Source organism: Vibrio sp. YYF0003 (genome assembly GCF_036350715.1).
GTDB classification, from domain to species: Bacteria; Pseudomonadota; Gammaproteobacteria; order Enterobacterales; family Vibrionaceae; genus Vibrio; species Vibrio natriegens.
Map to the genome: position 1 here is coordinate 294,898 of NZ_JAZDWA010000006.1, position 14,759 is coordinate 309,656.

20 protein-coding genes are annotated in these 14,759 nt (G+C 40.7%); 19 read left to right on the forward strand and 1 reads right to left on the reverse strand.

Features of this window, described 5'->3' with window-relative positions; translation table 11 throughout:
• Nucleotides 1-4: 4 nt before the first annotated feature.
• Nucleotides 5-478, forward strand: a complete 474-nt coding sequence (locus V1U08_RS18095; protein ID WP_330471167.1) for a DUF2947 domain-containing protein — start codon at nt 5-7, stop codon at nt 476-478.
• A gap of 51 nt (nt 479-529) precedes the next feature.
• On the opposite strand, the gene V1U08_RS18100 is transcribed toward V1U08_RS18095, so the two are convergent.
• Entirely contained in the window at nt 530-1,492 is a 963-nt protein-coding gene (locus V1U08_RS18100; RefSeq protein ID WP_330471168.1) for an integron integrase, read from the reverse strand.
• Nucleotides 1,493-1,733: 241 nt separating this feature from the next.
• Between V1U08_RS18100 and V1U08_RS18105 the strand changes: the two genes are divergently transcribed.
• The 18 genes from V1U08_RS18105 to V1U08_RS18190 all read left to right on the forward strand — a co-directional run bounded on the left by V1U08_RS18105 (nt 1,734) and on the right by V1U08_RS18190 (nt 14,708).
• Nucleotides 1,734-2,318 (forward strand): hypothetical protein, encoded by a 585-nt coding sequence (locus tag V1U08_RS18105; protein ID WP_330471169.1) that lies wholly within the window; start codon nt 1,734-1,736, stop codon nt 2,316-2,318.
• Nucleotides 2,319-2,937: 619 nt separating this feature from the next.
• A complete protein-coding gene (locus V1U08_RS18110; RefSeq protein ID WP_140357611.1) occupies nt 2,938-3,321 on the forward strand; it encodes a hypothetical protein in 384 nt (127 codons plus the stop codon).
• 139 nt (nt 3,322-3,460) lie between these two features.
• Nucleotides 3,461-3,904 (forward strand): hypothetical protein, encoded by a 444-nt coding sequence (locus V1U08_RS18115; RefSeq protein ID WP_330471170.1) that lies wholly within the window; start codon nt 3,461-3,463, stop codon nt 3,902-3,904.
• Between the two features lie 143 nt (nt 3,905-4,047).
• On the forward strand, nt 4,048-4,605 hold the full coding sequence (locus V1U08_RS18120) for a nucleotidyltransferase domain-containing protein (RefSeq protein WP_053342871.1): 558 nt from the start codon (nt 4,048-4,050) through the stop codon (nt 4,603-4,605).
• 152 nt (nt 4,606-4,757) lie between these two features.
• Nucleotides 4,758-5,252, forward strand: coding sequence for a GNAT family N-acetyltransferase (locus V1U08_RS18125; protein ID WP_025625177.1), 495 nt, complete (start codon nt 4,758-4,760; stop codon nt 5,250-5,252).
• Between the two features lie 138 nt (nt 5,253-5,390).
• A complete protein-coding gene (locus tag V1U08_RS18130) occupies nt 5,391-5,729 on the forward strand; it encodes a hypothetical protein (RefSeq protein WP_152816208.1) in 339 nt (112 codons plus the stop codon).
• Between the two features lie 159 nt (nt 5,730-5,888).
• Nucleotides 5,889-6,326: an NUDIX hydrolase gene (locus V1U08_RS18135; RefSeq protein WP_330471171.1), complete on the forward strand. Its 438-nt coding sequence runs from the start codon at nt 5,889-5,891 to the stop codon at nt 6,324-6,326.
• A 176-nt stretch (nt 6,327-6,502) separates the two neighbouring features.
• Entirely contained in the window at nt 6,503-7,258 is a 756-nt protein-coding gene (locus tag V1U08_RS18140; protein ID WP_006741457.1) for a DUF3944 domain-containing protein, read from the forward strand.
• 733 nt (nt 7,259-7,991) lie between these two features.
• Entirely contained in the window at nt 7,992-8,993 is a 1,002-nt protein-coding gene (locus V1U08_RS18145; RefSeq protein ID WP_330471172.1) for a DUF4062 domain-containing protein, read from the forward strand.
• Between the two features lie 178 nt (nt 8,994-9,171).
• Nucleotides 9,172-9,453: a hypothetical protein gene (locus V1U08_RS18150; protein WP_193292662.1), complete on the forward strand. Its 282-nt coding sequence runs from the start codon at nt 9,172-9,174 to the stop codon at nt 9,451-9,453.
• Nucleotides 9,454-9,602: 149 nt separating this feature from the next.
• Complete coding sequence (locus V1U08_RS18155; RefSeq protein WP_330471173.1) at nt 9,603-9,875, forward strand: hypothetical protein; 273 nt, start codon at nt 9,603-9,605, stop codon at nt 9,873-9,875.
• Nucleotides 9,876-10,582: 707 nt separating this feature from the next.
• Nucleotides 10,583-11,005 (forward strand): SMI1/KNR4 family protein, encoded by a 423-nt coding sequence (locus V1U08_RS18160; protein ID WP_330471174.1) that lies wholly within the window; start codon nt 10,583-10,585, stop codon nt 11,003-11,005.
• A gap of 135 nt (nt 11,006-11,140) precedes the next feature.
• Complete coding sequence (locus tag V1U08_RS18165) at nt 11,141-12,001, forward strand: hypothetical protein (protein ID WP_140372758.1); 861 nt, start codon at nt 11,141-11,143, stop codon at nt 11,999-12,001.
• Nucleotides 12,002-12,111: 110 nt separating this feature from the next.
• Nucleotides 12,112-12,651 (forward strand): hypothetical protein, encoded by a 540-nt coding sequence (locus tag V1U08_RS18170; protein ID WP_330471175.1) that lies wholly within the window; start codon nt 12,112-12,114, stop codon nt 12,649-12,651.
• 135 nt (nt 12,652-12,786) lie between these two features.
• Complete coding sequence (locus V1U08_RS18175) at nt 12,787-12,954, forward strand: hypothetical protein (protein ID WP_330471176.1); 168 nt, start codon at nt 12,787-12,789, stop codon at nt 12,952-12,954.
• Between the two features lie 263 nt (nt 12,955-13,217).
• Nucleotides 13,218-13,640 carry a hypothetical protein gene (locus tag V1U08_RS18180; protein WP_330471177.1) on the forward strand — a complete coding sequence of 141 codons (423 nt, stop codon included), beginning with the start codon at nt 13,218-13,220 and terminating at the stop codon, nt 13,638-13,640.
• 135 nt (nt 13,641-13,775) lie between these two features.
• On the forward strand, nt 13,776-14,249 hold the full coding sequence (locus V1U08_RS18185; RefSeq protein ID WP_069540179.1) for a T6SS immunity protein Tdi1 domain-containing protein: 474 nt from the start codon (nt 13,776-13,778) through the stop codon (nt 14,247-14,249).
• 168 nt (nt 14,250-14,417) lie between these two features.
• Complete coding sequence (locus V1U08_RS18190) at nt 14,418-14,708, forward strand: hypothetical protein (RefSeq protein WP_267398943.1); 291 nt, start codon at nt 14,418-14,420, stop codon at nt 14,706-14,708.
• Nucleotides 14,709-14,759: the final 51 nt, after the last annotated feature.

Below are 14,759 nucleotides of genomic sequence, written 5' to 3' on the forward strand. Positions count from 1 at the left end.
CTGAATGTCTTATTTGCCTTTGGACGAATACCAAAGAAAATGGATTTTTACTCACCAGTCGATGCCGGTACCAGAAGAAGACTTAGCGCAGATAAAGCCGATGAGTCAGGCTCGCTCCGCTCAGTTCTGGAAAGAGAACATCAGTGCACAAAGCCCTGATATGGATCGCTTGAGCTCTCAAGATTGGCCGATGAAAGAGTCCAACTGGTCAGAAACTGTCGACTGGATTAGCGCTTGGGAATCAGACGAGCCAGAAATGCCAACCGAAGTTGAAACACATATTGATTGGCAAGACGATGTTACCGTTTATTTCTGTTACGAGAAGTACAACGTCATCGAAACCAAGTGGTCTATCTTCAAAAAGCATTGGAAGAACTTCCTGTTCTATGATGATGGCCCAATGTTGCTTGGCCGCCGTCGCGCTCAAGCTCTTTGGTTTGACTCAAAAGGCAATGTTAAACTGGGCGAACGCCACTAGTAATATGCTGAAATTATTATATTAAGCCACCAATTTGGTGGCTTTATCTTTTTAAAGGTTTGATAGAGGGCTTAGCACGCCACTTGCTCCTCTTTCGATAACGTGAGTGTATATTTGTGTGGTTTTTACATCTGAGTGCCCTAACTGCTCCTGAACTGTTCTGATATCGGCACCTGATTCGAGTAGGTGCGTGGCAAAGCTATGTCTTAGCGTATGGCACGTTACCGATTTTTCGATTCCCGCGTCTTTCGCTGAGCGTTTGACGGCTCTTTGTAGAGCACTCTCGTTGATATGATGTCTTCTTAACTCTCCCATTTCTGGATCAACACTTAGCTTTGCTGACGGGAATAGAAAGTGCCAGTTAAAGTCCAACTGTGCGTTTGGGTATTTACGTTGTAGACCCTCTGAAATATAAACACCTGCGTAACCAGGCATGTGACAATCTTTTTGATAATAACTTCGAGCGAGATCCACTTGTGCTTTTAGGGAAGAATGTAGCTCTTTTGCTAATGTCACCGTACGGTTCTTTCCGCCTTTACCTTGCCAGACACGGATTGCACCATAATCATAGTCAATGTCCTGAATTCTTAATCTTAGGCACTCCATCAAGCGAAGCCCGGAACCATAGAGTAGAAGTGTTTGAAGCTTGTATTTGGGATCGATATGTTGAATAAATCGACGAATCTCGTCTCGTGTTAACACGACAGGAAGTTTTTTCTCAGTTAGTGACTTTTGAAATCGCATTTCGAGTGAGAGTGGTGTCTGAAAGAAATCTCGGTACAGAAATGCAATCGAACAAAGCGCTAAAGCTTGAGTTTTTACTGCGACTTTATCTTTGACGGCAATGTGGCTAAGGAACTGAACTACATGCTCTTCTGACAACTTAGATGGATGTGCAAACTGATGAAAAACGATATAACGCTTGATCCAAAATAGGTAACTTTCAATCGTTTTATTTGAGTAATGATGCATTAGCATATGCTCTTTTACACTAAGTAAAAATTGGGATTTCATAACGAAATGTAACCTGTTTATTTATACAGTTTTGTTAATTTATCATCACTCAGTTAACTAACCTGCTTTTTGCCTTCTAATTGCGCGTACCAGCACTCATATTCATACCTCGTTTCTATATTTTTCATAAAGATAAGTGCTAATATTCATAAATATGCTTAAGAGAAATAAGGCGTTGTTACGTCTGAAAGGCTGCAAAAAGCCGTATAGAAAGCGTTAGCTTTCTTTCGGAGGATTTAAGATGGAAATTTCTGATTGGATATCAACATTTATGGCATTGATCGCAACGGCGTCAGCGATCATTACATATGTTGTATACCGGACTTCGACGGACCCAGAAGTCATCGTTTATGTCGATACAGACAAAAAACGACCATCATTTGTAAACTTAATTATTAAAAATATTGGTAATGGACCCGCTGAAAATATTGTGTTTGAAACATCTCGGCCGTTACCAAGTAAGGCTTTCGGAATTGAAGAACCAAAGAATATGCCTAGTCTTATGAAGTCTGGTCCCATTGTAGATGGAATTCCTTATATGGCTCCGAATCAGTCTATGGTTATTACGTGGGGACAATATGGAGGTCTAAAAAAGTATATTGGCAAAAAATCTATCGTAGTTACTGCCAAGTATAAGAGAGCAAATTCAAAACTTTCATTTTCCAAGAACACTAGTTCTTCACAGCTATTTATCGAGGCGTTTGGTGAGACTGACATTTCCGACTTCAATTGGGATAAACAGTTAGTTGAGGAACTCAAAAATACAAATAAGCAATTGCATAAAATTGAAGGTAGGCTCAGCGTTACGTCGGCGTCCGAAAGCTAACAAATTGTTCAAGAGTGATTCGGCACGCGTGGCATTTTTATTATGCGTTAGGTTTGGTGGTTAAGGTGGTATGCGGAAGCTTCGGTATTGCGTGCCTCACACCTTAACAAGGCGTTAGTTACCAACGAGAAAAACTCAGCTAATGCAGAATATTTAGGGTTAATGTCCGTGTATTGTTGGCTAGGTTGCCGTATTTCAATTTCTAGCGATTTGGGTTTGTCAAAATCGTGTTTTAGTTTCTTGTGTGGTTTGGGGTTTCTGCTTCAGAAGCCGATTTACTTGTTGAAAGCTCGCTCTGTAGCATTATCTTTCCAAAAGAGCTCTTAGGTTTTGTCAGTCCGCTTTCTACGGCGTTGTATGTTCCAAGCGGTTTCAGTTACAGTCGCTTTGAATCTGCGCCTGATTTGAGTTTTTCAACGTACGTAAAGTTAGTGTTGGCAAAGTGTCAATTAACTTCAAATCAAAGTGTTAGACTTGGCAACTAACAAAGCATTTAAGAGGGATTCACAACGCTTGGCGGTTTCGGTTTGAATTGGCTTTAGTGTTTACGGCACAATGGTTTAGGCTGGGTGGTAGCGTTGTTCACCCCTTAATGCGGCGTTATACGTTTGAGGTAATAATGATACAGGTAGAACTGCCTTTAGATGACAATATTGAGTTACTCCTTGAAGCTATTGGCTATGAAAGGCAGGAACTACTAAATATGGAGTTAGCTGAGTTTCTTCAATACCGTGACAAAGGTTACTTCACTCGAACTAAATATCGCCTTTCGGCTAGTGCGGATATGAATGCGTATATTGAAGTTGATATCTCCAATAACGACTATCTAGTCCTAGTTTTACAGCCTAGAACAGAATCAGTCCAACCAGCGCTGGAGCGAATAATTAGGGCATTCAATGCAGCTAGAGGTTGTAATGGCATTGTCGAACCAAAGCAGTTTTCTCTAGGTATATCTGAGGAAGCTGCTAGGGGTGTTAGAGAGTATCTTAACAAAAACGTATAACAAAGCGTTCAAGAGGGATTCCCAACGCTCGGCATTTTGGGTTTGATTCAGCTTGAGTGATTACGGAACAATGGTTTAGGTTAGGTGGTCTGCGTTGCTCACCCCTTAACGCGGCGTTAGGCTTATAGAACGAGAAACTATGAAAATATTATATTCAGGCGGTCTACAAATCCGCTCTAATGATGCACAAGAGCGATTGTTAAATGTTAATACTTTCTTAGATGGTGAGTTGGCTTTCCACAACTTATATCGAGAAGTTAAAGCAAGTGATTTTCCTATTGCACAGGATTGCTTTGGTGACCAGTTTTTTATTCGAGATAATTTGGTAGTTAAATTGAATGCAGAAACTGGTGATATTGATGAATTTGGTTGTACTTGGGAACAGTTTTTGGCTTGGGTTGACGAGGACCCAATTGAAAGGTTGAGCATTCCAAACGATTTGGATTTAAAGGTTGGTCAGTTGTTATTCGCGTATCCACCTTTCTGCACTGCTGAGGGAAATAATGCATCTATAAAAGCAGTAGATGGTGTCGAGCTAATCAGTTTTCACGCTAATTTTGCGAAACAGGTAAACGGCGAATAATAAGCCTAACAAACTGTTCAAGAGGGATTCGCAACGCGTGGCATTTTCACTATGCGTTGGTTCTAGTGTTTAAGGTGGTATGCGGCGGCTTCGGTCTTGCGTTGTTCACCCCTTAACAGGGCGTTATACAAACGGAGGTAACTGTGAGTTTAGAAGAACTTAACCTTGAAAATCTTCCCCTTCAAAGAGAACTGGTTAAATCTGCTTGTTCTGCGTTTATTTCCGAAGACAATGTGGTTGCCGCAGTGTTACTAGGCTCATTGGCTGCAGGTAAGGGTGACCGAGTATCTGACGCTGATATTTTGATTCTTACTCAAAATGAATTCCATAAATCCACACAAGAGTGCTTTTCGGCTTTTGAGCGTGGTAAAGAAATTTTCTATCGCAATCAAGGATTTCATAACGAGAATGCTTACTTTACAAAATACATTTTCACAGACTTAACCAGCACAGAGATTCATTGCCTAGATCTAAGCGAACCTTTTGATATCTCCAAACCTTTCAAAGTGCTATTTGATAAAACGGGTGCCGTGGAATCACGATTAACCGATGCTCCAGCACCAAAGCACGAAGATTTTCCTGCATATACAAATGGTGACCAAGGTTTAATCTGGGAACTTTTAGAGTGTATAAAGTGGTTAAGCCGAGGTAAAAATGAACTAGCCAAATCTTACCTTAAGAAATTGGCGGATAAGCTGTAACAGTTTGTATAACAAAGCGTTTAAGACGGATTCACAACGCTTGGCATTTTCGGTTTGATTCAGCTTAAGTGTTTACGGCACAATGGTTTAGGTTAGGTGGTCGCGTTGTTCACCACTTAACGCGGCGTTATGTGCTTTTGAGGAAAATTGACATGGAAGTAGTAGAAGCGAGTCCAGATTTAGCTCCAATATTAGCAAGTTACGCGAAAGAATGTTTGGAGTCGGGTATCCCTAAATATTCCGGCGTTGAACAAGATCCTGAAGCTTATTTATCAGGTTTGGTTGAACGTTCTAAGGCAACTTCTGAGTTACCAAACGGTTATTTGCCCAGCACAACTTATTATTGCGTATCTGACTCTGAAATCTTAGGCGCTATTCGAGTTCGTAAAGGTACTAATGCCAACGTAGAAAATGTCATTGGGCATGTAGGCTACGAAACTAGACCGTCAGCTCGCGGTAAAGGTGTAGCTTCATTTCTCCTCGCTTGGGTGCGAGAGCATATTGTCACTGACTCAGTTATTGTTACTTGTTCAATTGACAATCCAGCGTCCCAAAAGGTTATCGAAAACTGTGGCGGAGAGTATCTTGGCAACTACACAAGTGAAAACGAGGGCACTGTAAGGCGCTACCGTTTAGCACGCACATAACAAAGCGTTCAAGAGGGATTCTCAACGCTTGGCAGTTTTGGTTAGAAGTTTAGCTTTTGTGATTATGGCACAATGGTTTAGGTCAGGTGGTGGCGCTGTTCACCCCTTAACGCGGCGTTAGGCGACTAGGAGTTAATAATGGCTAAGGTAACTAGAATCCAAGCGGGACAATACTCGGTGGATGATGGGCGTTTTATTGTAAAACAAGGTTCAGGCTGGCTTGTACTTACTGCAAACGGTTCTCATGATTTTGGTCCTGTACCTACACTCGCATCTGCGAAACAGTATGTTGAGTCGGGAACCACACCGTTGGGGCAGCACAATTTGTCCACGAAACATGGCAGAAGACAAAGTAAAAAAGAGTTCAATTCATATTTGGCGTCTGAAGCTAAAAATGGAAACCCGATGCCCGCAATTTTGTGGTTTATTGTTCTTTTCATAGTCTGCGGTGTTGCATTCGCTGTTCGAGGTCATTAGATAGCTAAAAGTCGTCGCCTAACAAATTGTTCAAGAGTGATTCGGCACGCGTGGCATTTTTATTATGCGTTGGTTTCAGTGGTTAAGGTGTTATGCGGAAGCTTAGGTATTGCGTGCCTCACACCTTAACAAGGCGTTATGCGATTAGAGGAAAAACCAATGAGAGCACCACTTCAAGTATTAGTATTTCCGTATCAAATACTCAATGAACAACCTCGTTACTTAATCGGAAAACGAAGTGATAATGGTGTATGGCAAGCTATTTCAGGCGGTGGTGAAGATAGTGAATCCATTATCGAGGCAGCAAAGCGTGAACTTAAAGAAGAAACTGGTTTAATTGGCTGTGATTGGCAGCAATTGGACTCAATGTGTATGCTCCCAAAAGTGTACTATTCTGGTCATGAAAATTGGACTAATCATCAGTTTGTTGTGCCTGAATATTCTTTTTCGGTTCGGGTGTCTACTGAGCCTCAGCTATCAAATGAGCATACAAAATTTCGTTGGTGTAGTTTTCAAGAGGCTAGTGAACTTTTGAAATATGACTCAAACAGAATAGCCTTGTGGGAGCTTAATCAACGACTTAATAGCAACCTTTGAAAAATCGCATAACAAACGCTTTAAGACGGATTCGCAACGCTCGGCGGTTTTGGTTTGATTTGGCTTTTGTGTTTACGGTGTAATAATTGAGTGTAGTGGTAGCGTTGCTCACCACTTAAGCGGGCGTTAGCAGTACAAGTTAGTGTAATAAGTAAAATAGTAATAAAGGAAAAAAAATGGCTTACAGATATGATAGTGACTTAGAGTTCTTAGGTGCAATTAAATCAGAAGACCTTAGTGACTTAGTTTATTGTTTAACTCATGATAAAGATGGTGAGGAGCGTTTTACTGAAGAACTAACTCAGCACGCTAAATATAAAAGACACTATCCAGATCATTCGATGTACTGGGAAGAAATAGCTGCAGAAATACAATGCTTCGGTGCCAACACTTTTGTGACTTTGTTACGTGGTGGTAAAGGCGTCGAGTATAAGGAAGTGTTGACTGATGTCTGCGATAAGATGAAAGTAAATTACAATAAAAACTCTAGTGTCGAAAAGATTGAGCAAAATTTGTTAATGAAAATTCTCGAGGAGGCTATTGAAAAAATGTCTCCGGAAGAGCTCAAAGAATTGGCATTGAGTACGGGTGTAAAAAATACTTCAGGCATAACGAAAGAAGCAATGGTTGGTGTTTTTCAGGCGGTATTTCGTGCCGGAGGTTTCAAGTCATATCAGCTAACACTAATTATCGTAAATGCCGTGGCTAAAGCATTAATTGGTCGTGGTTTGACGTTCGCGGGTAATGCAGCGCTTACTAGAACAATGGCGGTTTTGACTGGACCAATTGGTTGGGCTATTACTGGTCTATGGACTGCTGTTGATGTTGCTGGTGCTGCATACCGTGTAACAATCCCTGCTGTAATCCAAGTATCCGTTTTGAGGCAGAAACATATCTATGAAAAACAAGCTGAAGAAGTCGAGTTCTCGTAAGATATACTGCTAACAAGGCATTTAAGAGTGATTCCCAACGCTTGGCATTTTCGGTGTCATCGTTGGGTTTTGTGTTTACGGTGGTATGGTTTAGTTTTGTGGCAGCGTTGCTCACACCTTAATGCGGCGTTAGTACTGGATTGGCATCAACGGTAAAATTTTCGGAGTTTATCGGTTTCTTTTCCTAGCTTTACACCTGGTTAAATGTGCCTTTCACGTTCTTTCCGGTGGCACTATATGAGTTGTGTTCGCGTTGATTTCACCGTTTACGGTTTCTAACTTTCGGGCTATTTCTCTGGTGCGGGTTCTTTGGTGTGATTGGTTTTATGAGTCAGAAATGCTTTTCACTGGCGCGGTTGTTCAGTTCTGAAGCCCGTATCCTTTGTTAATTTGAAAACGGCGACAATAGGGCAGTTAAGCAAGTTTTTCTTCTAGCCAACTTGTGTTTTGAGAGTGAGTTCTAGTTTGGCAGTTGTCCCTTTGGTGTCAGCGTATTAAGCCATAACTTTCGTGCTATATTTCAATATCTTGGTGTATGCCAAAGGCTTTAAGGGCAGCGTACTAACAAACAATTCAAGAGGGATTCGTAACGCGTGGCATTTTTGGCATGCGTTAATTTGAGTGATTAAGGTGGTTTGAGGTGGCATCGGTGTTGCGTTACTCACCCCTTAATTGGGCGTTATGCGTCAGACGGCCCCGAGTTTTAGCGTGAGAAAAATAAAATGGAGAAGTAATGGATAAACGTTACCAAGTCTTTGTAAGTTCGACTTATGTTGACCTCGTCGAAGAGCGACAAAGTGTCCTCCAGACACTCATGGAAATGGATTGCATTCCTGCAGGTATGGAGCTCTTTCCAGCAGCGGATGAAGAGCAGTGGGAATTTATAAAGAAAGTAATCGACGATTGCGATTACTATTTACTTATCATTGGTGGTCGTTATGGTACCACTGCCGAAGATGGGTTGAGCTATACTGAAAAAGAGTTTGATTACGCTATAAGTAAAGGCATTAAAGTTATCGCTTTACTGCATGAAGCCCCAGATGATTTACCTCGTGGTAAAAGTGAGCAATCAGAAGACTTGTATGGAAAATTACAAGAGTTCAGAAAGAAAGTAGGCACCGGTAGGTTAGTTCGTTTTTGGAAAGAAGCGAACCAGTTACCGGGTGAGGTTGCTTTAAGCCTGAATAAGACGATAAAAATGTTTCCTGCCGTTGGTTGGGTTAGGGCTGATTCTGCTGCATCACCTGAACTGTTAGCCGAAATAAATGAACTGAGAAAAAAGAATGACTCATTGATAGCCCAGTTAGATGAATTGAGTAGTCATCAACCACTAGTGCCAGAAAAAGAGCTAGCTGATTGGGATAGCACTATTGAGTTACATGGTTCATACCGTAAGTTTGCCCATTCAATTCATCAACCCTCACAAGACTGTAAGTGGACGGCAAACATTAGTTGGCGAGAACTGTTTGCTTTATTGTCCCCATTTTTGTCTGACGCTGCATTTGACTCAGCAGTAAGCGAATTTGTTTCACAACAACTCAGCAATGTAGACATTCAAGATAGAAATAATTCTAGTTTTACAACAGATAAGCAGAATTTATACACAATTAGGATTCAGTTTATGGCTATGGGACTAATTGAAATTAATAATGACAATCCGCAAGCTCTATGGAAACTCAGTTCTAGAGGTATGTCAGAAATGCTGAGAGCAAGGGTCGTTGGAAAAAACGCATAACAAAGCATTTAAGAGTGATTCCCAACGCTTGGTATTTTTTCATTCCATTGTTGGGTTTAGTGTTTACGGTGGTATGGTTGAGTTTCGTGGTAGCGTTGCTCACACCTTAATGCGGCGTTATGTGTCTTTTTGACTATCTGCCATACTTATCAAGGTAGATTTCTTCGCAGGTAGCGCTATGGATGACAAACAGTTAGATCGTAGCTTACGATCGATCGGAAAAGAGTGTTTTGTTAAATACTACGAGTTGTTTCAGGATAAAAACTGGTCAAAAGAGGATTTGATTGAACACTTGATAGCTTTAGAGGGTTATCAAGAGTCTGGTTGTATTACTCGAATATCGCAATCTAGGCGTATATTCAATGATCACCGCGAATACGATGCTTTGGATATGGTTATTAGTTCTAATCGTTTACCTATTGAAATTATTGAAAAAGCTAGAAAGCTTAGACTTCTATAGGCAACACATAACAAAGCATTTAAGAGTGATTCCCAACGCTTGGCATTTTCTGTGCTAGTCGTTGGGTTTTGTGTTTACGGTGGTATGGTTGAGTTTAGTGGTAGCGTTGCTCACACCTTAATGCGGCGTTATGTTTTAAGGCGAATTACATGAAATTGTGGAAAGTCAGAGGTTATGACGGAATGGAAGAAATTGTATCTTTTGATATTCCGATGTATACATTGTCTGAAAAACAGGTGCAACAACTGCTCAAAACATTGGTCGCGAAATATTCATTATCAAATGAAGAAATTATAAGTTCTTACCTAAATGGTAGAAGTAAATGTAGAAGTAATTTACTAGATGTCCATAGGTTAGGTTTGCGCCCCGAATTTACTTGTGGTGAAAATCCATATTTCACTGCTGTGATTATTGAAAAATGATCTCAGCTCTACATGAGAACAAACATAACAAATTGTTCAAGAGTGATTCGGCACGCGTGGCATTTTTACTATGCGTCAGTTTTAGTGGTTAAGGTGTTATGCGGAAGCTTCTGTATTGCGTGCCTCACACCTTAACAAGGCGTTAGTACTGGATTGGCATCAACGGTAAAATTTTCGGAGTTTATCGGTTTCTTTCCTTGTTTTACACCTGGTCAAATGTGCCTTTCACGTTCTTTCCGGTGGCACTATATGTGTTGTGCTTGCTTTGACTTCACCGTTTACGGTTTCTAACTTTCGGGCTATTTCTTTAGTGTGGTTTCTTTGATGCTGGTAAATTTTCGTCAACACGGAGTTTCTTTGGCGCTGTCGTTTAGTTCTGAAGCCCGTATCCTTTGTTAATTTGAAAACGGCGACAATAGGGCAGTTAAGCATATTTTTCTTCTTGCCAACTTGCGATTTGAGAGAGAGTTCTAGTTTGGCAGTTGTCCCTTTAGCTTCGACATTTTAAGCCATAAGTTTCGTGCTATATTTCAATATCTTGGCATGTGCCAAATGTTCACGGGCAGCGTACTAACAAGTTGCTTAAGAGTGATTCGTAACGCGTGGCATTTTTGGTATGCGGTGTCTTCAGTGATTAAGGCGTCGCGCGGTAGCTTTTATATTGCGTTACTCACACCTTAGCAAGGCGTTAACTGCTTGGAGGAATAATGAGATTAGAGCTTCCGGATTTTTTAATTGAAGTGATGGGCTCTCGTATGTACCAAATTGAAGTTGGTAGCTTTTCGCTCAAACAGAAGTCTGACTCTTATGGCAATCATCTAGAGACAGAGTTAGGTCAATTATGTTCATCTAAAGATGAGGTTCTGCGTTGTACTGAAGCTCTCAAAAGTGATTTTGTGCCTGATGGTTATTATGGCAGCTCTGAGTTAAGTGGTTATCCTGGTGAGATTCGCGACATTACAGACTTTTCTAAGATAGTCTGTTTTGGCTATTCATCTGATGGCGCACCTTTTTGTTTAGATTTTCGCGACGGTTGTGAACCATCCATAATTTGGTGGGATGACGTCTATTGGCGGCGTATTTCTCCAAGTTTTAAGTGTTTTATGGAACTCTTTAAGGTATGCAGTTAACAATCTGTTTAAGAGTGATTCGCAACGCGTGGCATTTTTACTATGCGTTGAGTTTAGTGTTTAAGGTGATATGCGGCGGCATCAGTATTGCGTTGCTCACACCTTAACAGGGCGTTATGTTCAAAGGAGAAAAATTTGAGTCTATTGATGGATATTAGCTTTGGGTGTAGATGCTCTCATCATATAGAAGCGACTGTATATGTTCCTGATCCAGATTTCATGGCAGAGAAATCTCGTGATAGTACCAGTGAACATTGGGAAGAAATTGAGTGTGAGAAGTGCGGTGATATGTATGAGGCTTACATAACTAACTCATTCTCATATGCTGAATGTAGCATTGATAATGGTGAAGTCGATGTAAATTATTCAGTCCCTTATTATCCTGATTTAGGTGAAGACGATCTCGATTGGTTTATTGAAAGTTCTAAACAGTTTTCTGTATTCGAACGCCAAATAGAGAACGTAAAAGGTCTTCTTGAAGCGGAAGTTTCCGAAGAACAAGCTTTTAGCTTGCATGTAATGCTACACGGCCATGTTGTTGCCGCAGTCGAGGCATATCTTGCATCAACGTTTATACATAAGGTCACTAACAATAGTGATTTTATACAAAAGTTAGTAGAAACTGATCCTACGTTTTCACAGCAAAAATTCACTCTTAAAGAAATATTTCAAAAACAAAACCAATTAAAGCAAACAGTGGCGAAGTACTTAAAAGACTTGATATTCCATGACCTTAAGAAAGTTAAGCCCATGTACAAGGAAGTGTTGAGCGTAGATTTTGGTGAAATAAAGTGGTTATTCCAAGCTGTAAGTACAAGGCATCACTGTGTTCATCGTGCTGGTTATGATAAGGATGGGAACCCTTTAGTTATTGGTGCTGAGTCCATCCGAGAGCTAGTTGATAAAAGTTGGAGCTTTATCGTCTTTATCGAAGAAGAGTTAAAAACCTTAGAACAACAGTCAGACTTAGATTTGGATTTCGACATACCATTTTGAACATAACAAAGCATTTAAGAGTGATTCGCAATGCTTGGCATTTTCGCTTCGCTCAAGTATAGCCAAGCGCCGCTCACACCTTAATGCGGCGTTAGCATGATGGAGCAAAAATGAGCGATTACAGAATAAAACAAAGCCCAATTTTAGGGGCTCCTGAGTTTTACAGTTCAAGTGACGAACTCATTAAATATTTAGATAGCGTAGGTATGAACTTGTCACGCGTCATCATCGAGTTCAATGCACTAGAAGATGAGATTTCATATTATATCTGTGACATGTTTTCTGCTGATGACGCTGAAAAAATATATGCGTTTATTGGTGAAATGATGTTTAAGAAAAAAGCTTTGAAGCTTCTGCAGCTTTATCACATCGAATGTCGCAGTAGAGGCTTAGACTTCCAAGATGTTCTCAAAGACTTAGATAACAAACTAAAAGACGCTGCGACCAAGAGAAATGGTGTTACCCATGGTGGTTGGTTACACTCCAGTCCAACTAAGGGTACTCCAGTATCATTGAAGTCAAACAACAAAGGCCTTTCTAAAGCTTATGAGCAGTTTGATGCTGAAAAATTGCAAAACATCTTAAATGACATCACCACTGCGAGAGCGCATTTAAGTCACTTTCATGATCGCTTAAAAAAATCATGCTAACAAACGCTTCAAGACGGATTCGCAACGCTCGGCGGTTTTGGTTCGGTTTCGCTTTAGTGTTTACGGTGTAATAATAAGTGTCGTGGTAGTGTTGCTCACCACTTAAGCGGGCGTTATGTTTATGGGGAGAGATTGATGAGTTATGTAGAAAATAAAGATAAAAATCAAATTCTTGAAGAGCTTATTGGAACTGCTCAAGCGGGAAGTCAAGTTCATGAACAGCAGAAGTCAGCAATTCTTGTTCGCTGTACGGAAGATATCCAGCAATCTATAGATGAGTTGGGCGACGAAATTGATCAATAAAAAGTGCATTTGAAGAATCATCGAGAAGCTCCGGAAAAGTGGCTTTAGCTCTAAATTGGTTAACCGGAGCCTTGGTTCTAGTTGGTGTGGCTCAGGTCGTAGTTGCCGTAATTAAGTAAACATAACAAACAATTTAAGAGGGATTCCCAACGCTTGGTATTTTTGCTTCTACTTCAATTTTTGGTGGCTACGGCACAATGCTTTGGGTTGGGTGGTAGCGTTGCTCACCCCTTAATTGGGCGTTATGTGCAGGAGGCTGGTAAATGAAGCTCGATACTCAAGTCACAGGAAATATAGGTATGTACTATGTTTGCTATCACCTTTTGCGAATGGGATGGAATGTCATGCCAACCGCGAGGAATGCAAAAGGTATTGATATCGTGGCTTACAATACGCAAGGAACGGAATTCATTGGAGTTCAGGTCAAGTCATTATCCAAAAGAAACCCAGTACCACTGGGTACATCCCTCGACAAAATAATGGGAGATTACTGGGTAATAGTAAACAACGTCGCTAAAGAGCCAAATGTGTTCATCATGACACCTGAGGAAGTAAAGTCTTTAGCTCATCGTGGTGAAAAAGACGGGCGTATATCATATTGGCTTCAACCTAAATCATATGATCAAGCTGATTATCGTGATGCGTGGTCAAGAATAGGTCTAGGGCATCAATCGGCAAGCACATAACAAAGCGTTTAAGACGGATTCACAACGCTTGGCATTTTTGGTTTGTATCAGCTTAAGTGTTTGCGGCACAATGGCTTCGGTTAGGTGGTAGCGTTGCTCACCACTTAACGCGGCGTTATGCCTCAAGGAGATAATGTGTCTTTAACATGGAATGATCTGACAATTAGATTTGATCATATTGAGCGGGATAAGTTAGTTGAAGACTGGCAGTGGCTGGTCGGTTCTGCTTTGCCAATTTTGATTACTTCTGTAGGTGATGCATTTCTACAAAAAGCATCGGGTGAAATATATTGGCTCATTACAGGTAGCGGTGAGTTTGAAAAGGTAGCAGACTCATACGAAGATTTTCAGTCGAAGCTTCAAGATAATGAGCTGGTTAATGAGTGGTTCTTAATTCCCGTTGTAGCTCAGTTGAAATCACAAGGTGTAAATTTGGTGGGCGGTAAACTGTATGGATTCAAACAGTTACCAGTATTAGGTGGAGCTTATGAGCCAGAAAACTATGAGCTTACGGATATTGAGGTCTACTTTTCGATGTCAGGTCAAATTAATTTACAAATTAAGGATATTCCTGATGGCACACAAGTTAACTTTACAATCACCGACTAAAGGCATAACAAAGCGTTTAAGAGGGATTTGGCACGCGTGGCATTTTTAGTTTGCGTTGAGTTTTGTGCTTAAGGCACTTTGCAGAAGCTTATGTATTGCGTGCCGGCACCCCTTAACGCGGCGTTATGTGCTACGAAGTTTTAAATACCATGGAGACTAATTTCTAATATGAATACTTTTCTTGAATATCTAAAACTAAGCTTATGGCTTTTCCCTCCTTTTTTCTTTGTTATATCACTTTTGCATTTCCGGAAAAAAATTAAACCTAATAGTGTCTATGGGTACTCAGCGAAAGGTCAGTTGATGATGGGAGTTGCTTTTACTTTTTGTGCAAGCTCTTTTTTATTTCCACAAAGCGGAGTTTCTATTGCTTTAATGCTTGGTTACTGTGTCATTTTAATTTGGGCGGCTAGGTTGGAAAAACGAGCAAAGCAAAGGTGGCAAAGTTCTCAGAATTAGCACATAACAAGGCATTTAAGACGGATTCCCAACGCTCGGCATTTTCAGTTT

Excerpts from the sequence above, each read along its gene's own strand:
- V1U08_RS18095 (WP_330471167.1), top strand. The coding sequence starts at position 5 with ATGTCTTATTTGCCTTTGGACGAATACCAAAGAAAATGGATTTTTACT.
- V1U08_RS18100 (WP_330471168.1), bottom strand. The coding sequence starts at position 1,492 with ATGAAATCCCAATTTTTACTTAGTGTAAAAGAGCATATGCTAATGCAT.
- V1U08_RS18105 (WP_330471169.1), top strand. The coding sequence starts at position 1,734 with ATGGAAATTTCTGATTGGATATCAACATTTATGGCATTGATCGCAACG.
- V1U08_RS18110 (WP_140357611.1), top strand. The coding sequence starts at position 2,938 with ATGATACAGGTAGAACTGCCTTTAGATGACAATATTGAGTTACTCCTT.
- V1U08_RS18115 (WP_330471170.1), top strand. The coding sequence starts at position 3,461 with ATGAAAATATTATATTCAGGCGGTCTACAAATCCGCTCTAATGATGCA.
- V1U08_RS18125 (WP_025625177.1), top strand. The coding sequence starts at position 4,758 with ATGGAAGTAGTAGAAGCGAGTCCAGATTTAGCTCCAATATTAGCAAGT.
- V1U08_RS18130 (WP_152816208.1), top strand. The coding sequence starts at position 5,391 with ATGGCTAAGGTAACTAGAATCCAAGCGGGACAATACTCGGTGGATGAT.
- V1U08_RS18135 (WP_330471171.1), top strand. The coding sequence starts at position 5,889 with ATGAGAGCACCACTTCAAGTATTAGTATTTCCGTATCAAATACTCAAT.
- V1U08_RS18140 (WP_006741457.1), top strand. The coding sequence starts at position 6,503 with ATGGCTTACAGATATGATAGTGACTTAGAGTTCTTAGGTGCAATTAAA.
- V1U08_RS18145 (WP_330471172.1), top strand. The coding sequence starts at position 7,992 with ATGGATAAACGTTACCAAGTCTTTGTAAGTTCGACTTATGTTGACCTC.
- V1U08_RS18150 (WP_193292662.1), top strand. The coding sequence starts at position 9,172 with ATGGATGACAAACAGTTAGATCGTAGCTTACGATCGATCGGAAAAGAG.
- V1U08_RS18155 (WP_330471173.1), top strand. The coding sequence starts at position 9,603 with ATGAAATTGTGGAAAGTCAGAGGTTATGACGGAATGGAAGAAATTGTA.
- V1U08_RS18160 (WP_330471174.1), top strand. The coding sequence starts at position 10,583 with ATGAGATTAGAGCTTCCGGATTTTTTAATTGAAGTGATGGGCTCTCGT.
- V1U08_RS18170 (WP_330471175.1), top strand. The coding sequence starts at position 12,112 with ATGAGCGATTACAGAATAAAACAAAGCCCAATTTTAGGGGCTCCTGAG.
- V1U08_RS18175 (WP_330471176.1), top strand. The coding sequence starts at position 12,787 with ATGAGTTATGTAGAAAATAAAGATAAAAATCAAATTCTTGAAGAGCTT.
- V1U08_RS18180 (WP_330471177.1), top strand. The coding sequence starts at position 13,218 with ATGAAGCTCGATACTCAAGTCACAGGAAATATAGGTATGTACTATGTT.
- V1U08_RS18190 (WP_267398943.1), top strand. The coding sequence starts at position 14,418 with ATGAATACTTTTCTTGAATATCTAAAACTAAGCTTATGGCTTTTCCCT.